The sequence below is a fragment of the Salinicoccus carnicancri Crm genome (assembly GCF_000330705.1).
In the GTDB taxonomy this organism is placed as follows: Bacteria; Bacillota; Bacilli; order Staphylococcales; family Salinicoccaceae; genus Salinicoccus; species Salinicoccus carnicancri.
Window position 1 is genome coordinate 43,414 of the sequence record NZ_ANAM01000009.1, and the last position, 6,438, is coordinate 49,851.

A 6,438-nucleotide genomic window follows, 5' to 3' on the forward strand; every position below is an offset into this window, starting at 1 on the left:
GAAGCCTGTGTCCGTTTCAGACACCGGCTTATTTCAACAGACTTTCTGCGTGTATGCCGATGCGTTTGAGGAGGTTGATCGCATCTTCGACCTCACTGTCATCCCACTCATCAAAAATGGTGTTGATCAGCGTTTCCTGCTCCTTCACACGGGTTTCCATATATTCCCTTCCCGCATCCGTGATGCAGGCAAACATCTTGCGGCGGTCCTCCGGACACGGCTTTCTGTACAGGAAACCCTTGTCCTCAAGCTTGTCTATGACGTAGGTGATGCTGCCGCCGCCCATGAGCACCCGCTTGCCGACCGACTGGATCGGCTGGTCGCCCTTGTGATGCAGCAGCTCCATCACCGCATACTCATTCAGGTTGACCTCCTTTTTCAGGAAATCCTGCTTAATCAGCTTCTGCACCGACTGGGATGATTTGATAAAAACCGTAAACGCCTTGATGCGCGGATCTTTTTCTTCCACCTCTGCACCTCCTCAAAATAAATCGAAATTAAACATATTAAATTTAATATATTTGAAACTGATTTAATTATAGAGTATACACTTACAAAATGCAAGCATGTGCTGAAAAATACCCCAGGATTTCTTCAAAGCATGATCAGCTGGCAAAAAGGGAACACTGGTTTTATGAAAGGAGTGGATGAATTGGGCATAGTAAGAGGCATGAACCACGTCGGATTGACCGTCCCGGATATAGACGGGGCAACAGAGTTCTTCAAAAAAGGACTGGATGCGAAAGTGGCCTATGACAGCCAGATGCCGGAAGATCCGCCGAGAGGCGGGAGTGAAGTCGAAAGGTTCCTCGGAATACCGGCAGGTTCCAAAATAACAAGGAAACGGATGATCGTCATCGGCAGCGGGCCGAATATAGAGATGTTCCAGTTTGAAAATGCATTGTCCGACTGTCCGGCAGACCTCGGGGACTACGGTTACACCCACCTCTCATTCTATACGGATGACATAGATGAAGCCTATGAAAATATGAAAGCCGCGGGCGGAGAACCCCTGTCGGAAATCCACCAGAACACAAGATACGAAGACACAGAGGGTAATGGCACCGTCTATTTCAGGACACCGTGGGGCAGCCTGATTGAACTGCAGACACTGCCGAATGGCTACTACTATCCAAAGGACAGTGAATCGGAAGTGTTCGTTCCCGAATGATCTTCTGAACATGCGTTTTGCATATACTTTACGGGGAATACACCAACTATACGAACATTTGGGAGTGAACATATTTAATGGGTGAATATTCGAAAGAGGATATTTTACGTATTGCAGAAGATGAGAATGTCAGATATATAAGACTTCAATTTACAGATATACTGGGCACTATAAAGAATGTGGAAATTCCATTCAAACAGCTCGGCAAGGCGCTGGATGGCGAGATGATGTTTGACGGCTCCTCCATCGAAGGGTTTGCACGTGTAGAGGAATCGGATATGTACCTCAAGCCCGACCTCGATACCTGGCTGATTTTCCCCTGGTCGTCGGACGATGCAAGAGCCGGCCGGCTGATCTGCGATGTATACGACATCGACGGCACACCGTTTTCCGGCGATCCCCGCTCCAATCTGAAGCGGCTTGTAGCCGAGATGCAGGATATGGGCTATGAGGACCTCAACCTCGGTCCGGAGCCTGAGTTTTTCCTTTTCAAACTGGATAAGGAGGGCAATGCCACGACGGAACTCAGTGACAACGGCGGCTATTTCGACCTGCAGCCGATCGATTTCGGTGAAGACTGCCGCCGGGACATTACACTGACGCTTGAAGACATGGGCTTTGACGTCGAAATGTCCCATCACGAAGGTGCCCCCAGCCAGCACGAAATCAGTTTCAAATACAGCGATGCAGTGACCGCTTCTGATAATATCCAGACATTCAAGCTCGTAGCGAAGACCATTGCACGCAGGCACAATCTGCATGCAACATTCATGCCTAAGCCTTTGTACGGCATACCCGGCAACGGCATGCACTATAACGTATCACTGTTCAGAGACGGAGACAACGCGTTCTATGATGAAAACGATGAATTCGGACTCAGCCCATGCATGAGATATTTCATGGCAGGCCTCCTCTCGCACGCCAGAGGATTTACCGCGATATGCAACCCGCTCGTGAATTCCTACAAACGGCTGCAGTCCGGTTTTGAAGCGCCGAAATATGTCGCCTGGAGCGGCAGCAACCGTTCGCCGCTTCTGAGAATCCCGCCTTCCCGCGGAAAATCCACACGCGCAGAAGTGAGATCACTCGATCCTTCGGCAAACCCTTACCTGGCAGCCGCCACCATACTGAAAGCAGGATTGAACGGGATCAAGTACAAGTTGGAACTCGACAATCCAATCGACGAAAACATCTACGAAATGAGCACCAGACAAAAGGAAACTGTGGAAGACCTCCCTTCCACACTGTACACAGCATTGAAAGCACTGAAAGAGGACGACGTCATCAGGGAAGCGCTCGGCGACCATATCTTCAAACAGTTCCATGAGAACAAGAGCATCGAATGGAACATGTACAGTTCGCAGATTACGCAATGGGAAATCGACGAATACCTCGGGCAGTACTAGGAACAAAGAAACAGCGGAACCGCCATGAAGATCCGGAGGTTCCGCTGTCTTATATTTTCATCCAGAAAAAGGTGCCGGATACTGCACAGTTCCCCGGGCATCATCCAGCGCATGGTCAACAAGTTCAAGCGCCATGAATGCTTCATCAGGCACATCGAACGGTGCACGGATCCCCCACACGCTGGCCGGTTTGAAACCGAACTTCGGATAATATTTGTCATGCCCGAGAACGACCACCGACTGATACCCCAACTCCCGGGCTTTCTCCAGTGAGGCATGTATCAGCTTACCGCCTATTCCTTTATGCTGCCAGGCAGGGGCTACTGAGACTGGCGCAAGCGCAAGTGAGCCTGTCGACCTTCCCCGCTCTTCTATAGTAATCTTCGAGAGCATTATATGACCTGCGGCCGAGCCGTCCAAAACAGCAACAAGCGACAGTTCCGGGATGAATGCATCCGTCTTCCTGAGTTTGTTCACAAGGTGGTGCTCATCAGGGTCGTTCCCGTCCCTGCCCGTGAAAGCAGCCTTTACCAGTTCCTCAATTTCCCTGTGATCATCCGGGGTTTCCGGTCTGATTTTAACATCCATGCTGATCCCCCATTCCCAAACAGTTTTATAAACCTTATTATACAGAGGTGATGAAATTTGAAAAGTATACATGATAACCCCGTGAAATCTTTTTACTACGTGTCTGAGACATCCTATGGTCATATAGAACAATACTTGATACACAGAACCTGTATCTCCGCCAGAGGACTGATCAAAATCGAATTTTCACGACGCTGCTATCCATATGATGACAATGAATCACTGCCGGCCAGTGTGATATACAAATACACAGTCCACCCCCAGAAAATCAAAAACCTCTTCAGAAATTATGACTTTAAAAACTTCAAGGATAACAGTTCACCCGTCGATGACGGCAATTCATTCAAAATGAGTGTCACCTGCGAAAACGGTGAAATATACAGGATCAAGGGAAACATCACACCTGCAGGTGATACCGACGAGCTGAGGGAGGATATCCTGAAGCTGGTGGATTTCAAGGAAGTCCCTGATATTCTTTAAATATCCCTGTTGTCATGACGTATAACAACGAAAGCCGGAGCATTGAATTCTTTTATTCTCATCAGTTTTTAAATTTTCCCTGTAAAATGTTTATAAGGAGGAAAACAGGCTAATGGGTATATAAGTGTTTGTGCGCTCGAAAGTTTTAAGTGTACAATATCTTCAATAATATGGGGGCGTGTTAAAGATATGGATGAGTATTCAAGGGATGACATTTTAAGGATTGCTGAATCAGAGAATGTGAGGTACGTCAGACTGCAGTTCACCGATATTCTGGGGACAATCAAGAATGTGGAGATACCGACGACCCAGCTGGGCAAGGCACTGGATGGTGAAATGATGTTTGATGGATCTTCAATCGAAGGGTTTGTCCGGGTGGAAGAGTCTGACATGTACCTTAAACCTGATTTCAACACCTGGAGGATTTTCCCTTGGTCGGATGATAATGCAAAATCCGCAAGATTGATCTGTGATGTATACGATATCGACGGCCAGCCTTTTGAAGGAGATCCGAGATCGAATTTGAAAAAAGTCATCCAGGAGATGGAGGATATGGGTTACACTTCCTTCAACCTGGGGCCCGAACCGGAATTCTTCCTCTTCAAGCTGGACAGCGAAGGGAATCCGACAACTGAGATGAATGATGAAGGCGGTTATTTTGACCTTGCACCGATCGACACCAGTGAGGACTGCAGGCAGGAGATTGCAAGGACACTTGAAGAGATCGGATTTGAGGTGGAGATGTCACACCATGAAGCCGGCCCGAGCCAGCATGAAATCAGCTTCAAATATGCAGATGCGGTGACTGCATGCGACAACATACAGACTTTCAAGCTTGTTGCAAAGACGATTGCACGCAAACACCATATGCATGCAACGTTCATGCCGAAGCCGCTCTATGGCATTGCCGGAAACGGAATGCACTTCAACGTCTCCCTGTTCAAGCAAAGCACGAACGTATTCTTTGATGATAGTGATGAATTCGGCCTGAGTGCTGATATGAGGCATTTCATGGCAGGCATACTCGATCATGCAAGAGGGTTCACGGCGGTCTGTAATCCACTGGTCAATTCATACAAGAGGCTCCAGTCCGGATTCGAGGCACCAAAATATATCGCATGGAGCGGCAGGAACCGTACGCCGCTCCTCAGAATCCCGTCTGCCAGAGGACCGGCGACAAGGGCTGAGGTAAGGTCGCTCGACCCGTCAGCCAACCCTTACCTCGCCACAGCAGCGGTATTGAAGGCCGGACTCGACGGCATCCGTCAGGAACTTGACCTCGATACACCGGTCAACCAGAATATATATAAGATGAGCCAAAAAGAACGCGAGATCGAAAATGTTGAAGACCTGCCGACGACACTCTATACCGCACTCAAGGCACTGAAGGAAGACGAAGTGATCCAGGATGCACTGGGCGAACACATATACAAGCAGTTCCATAAGAACAAACTGGTTGAGTGGAACGCCTACAGTTCGCAGATTTCCCAATGGGAAATCGATGAATATTTGAAGAACTACTGACACATTAAACTCTCCCGGAATCGATTCCGGGAGAGTTTTGCATTCATTATGAGAATATGACTTCCACTTCACCGAGACCCTCGAAAGTCGCTTTAAAACTGTCACCAGCTCTTACATCGACGGCTTTGGTCAACGCGCCGGCCAGGATCTTCTCCCCTTTTTTAAGAGATATCCCGTACTGATGCAGTGCCCTGGAGAGCCAGACGACCGCTTCCAGTGGATTCCCCAGCACTGCAGAGCCGTATCCTTCATCAAGCTTCTCATCATTTTTGTATACTTCCATCTTTACCGTCGGCAGATCGACCGCTTCCAGCTCCACCTGCCCGGAACCGAATACCGCCCCGGCCGATGAGCCGTTGTCCGCAACGGTATCCTCAAATTTTATCTTCCAGTCCCGGATGCGGCTGTCGATGATCTCTGCCGCCGGTACGACATAATCAATGGCTTCCCTGACTTTTTCGACCGTGACAGTTTCACCGTCGATATCCGCCTTCAAGACAAAGGCGATTTCGAACTCGACCCTCGGGGCAATATACCGCCCGGTATCGATCGGCTCGCCTTCCTCATGGATCATATCATCAAATATGTTCCCGTAATCGGGGCGGTCCACCCCCAGCATCTCCTGCATGGCTTTACTTGTCAGCCCGATTTTTTTACCCTTCACGACAGCCCCGTCGGCGATACGCTTCTGTACATACTGCAGCTGTGCCCCGTAAGCCTCGTCCGTTGTGATTCCTGGATATTCCTCCGTAAACGGAGCGATTGCCGTCACATCTCTCTCTGCTTCATAGATTTCCCGTCCCAGCTCCCGTGTTACCGGCATTCTGCAGTCCTCCTCTATTGAACGACCAATTGATTGAAGGAATAGGATGCTACCCTTCCCTCCCATGTAATCGTAATTTCTTGCTGATCAATCTGTTTCATCAGACATTTACTTGTAAATATAATTTTCTGAAGTTCGCCATCCACATATATCTGGGTCTGGTATCTTCCGGAGTCTGTATCGATTGTCACATTGTATATTCCATCCTCCGGAAGCATGTAATATTCATACAGTGAAAGGCAGCCTTCCTTCACCCTGGCTTTTGTTGAATAATTCCTGCCCAGAAGCTCCCTCAACTCAGAAATTCTGCCTTCCAAAATCGCACTCCTGATACAGGTGGAACTTATCTTGCTGCCCATATGGGTCACTTTATCCACCTTTGTTGCTCCGATACTGAAACCTGAATCGGCCGCCAGCCTGTCCATGTTTCCCTCACCTTTGAACCC

The 6,438-nt window shown here is 48.7% G+C and carries 7 protein-coding genes and 1 pseudogene; 4 read left to right on the forward strand and 4 right to left on the reverse strand.

What is annotated here, in order from left to right; all coding sequences use genetic code 11:
- Positions 1-28 precede the first annotated feature (28 nt).
- Entirely contained in the window at positions 29-469 is a 441-nt protein-coding gene (locus C792_RS0112405) for a MarR family winged helix-turn-helix transcriptional regulator (protein WP_017549778.1), read from the reverse strand.
- A 183-nt stretch (positions 470-652) separates the two neighbouring features.
- Here C792_RS0112405 and C792_RS0112410 point away from each other — a divergent pair, with 183 nt between their 5' ends.
- A complete protein-coding gene (locus C792_RS0112410) occupies positions 653-1,171 on the forward strand; it encodes a VOC family protein (RefSeq protein ID WP_026090352.1) in 519 nt (172 codons plus the stop codon).
- 77 nt (positions 1,172-1,248) lie between these two features.
- Positions 1,249-2,577, forward strand: coding sequence for a type I glutamate--ammonia ligase (gene glnA / locus C792_RS0112415; RefSeq protein WP_017549780.1), 1,329 nt, complete (start codon positions 1,249-1,251; stop codon positions 2,575-2,577).
- Between the two features lie 57 nt (positions 2,578-2,634).
- On the opposite strand, the gene C792_RS0112420 is transcribed toward glnA (C792_RS0112415), so the two are convergent.
- Positions 2,635-3,165 carry a GNAT family N-acetyltransferase gene (locus C792_RS0112420; protein ID WP_017549781.1) on the reverse strand — a complete coding sequence of 177 codons (531 nt, stop codon included), beginning with the start codon at positions 3,163-3,165 and terminating at the stop codon, positions 2,635-2,637.
- Between the two features lie 57 nt (positions 3,166-3,222).
- Here C792_RS0112420 and C792_RS0112425 point away from each other — a divergent pair, with 57 nt between their 5' ends.
- Together C792_RS0112425 and glnA (C792_RS0112430) are read left to right on the forward strand one after the other, a co-directional pair.
- On the forward strand, positions 3,223-3,645 hold the full coding sequence (locus tag C792_RS0112425; protein ID WP_017549782.1) for a hypothetical protein: 423 nt from the start codon (positions 3,223-3,225) through the stop codon (positions 3,643-3,645).
- Between the two features lie 189 nt (positions 3,646-3,834).
- Positions 3,835-5,169 carry a type I glutamate--ammonia ligase gene (gene glnA, locus C792_RS0112430; protein WP_017549783.1) on the forward strand — a complete coding sequence of 445 codons (1,335 nt, stop codon included), beginning with the start codon at positions 3,835-3,837 and terminating at the stop codon, positions 5,167-5,169.
- Between the two features lie 46 nt (positions 5,170-5,215).
- Here glnA (C792_RS0112430) and C792_RS0112435 read toward each other — a convergent pair whose 3' ends face one another.
- Positions 5,216-5,992, reverse strand: a complete 777-nt coding sequence (locus tag C792_RS0112435) for a 2-keto-4-pentenoate hydratase (RefSeq protein WP_017549784.1) — start codon at positions 5,990-5,992, stop codon at positions 5,216-5,218.
- Between the two features lie 14 nt (positions 5,993-6,006).
- Positions 6,007-6,438: pseudogene (locus C792_RS0112440) on the reverse strand (FAD synthetase family protein); the annotation flags it as partial.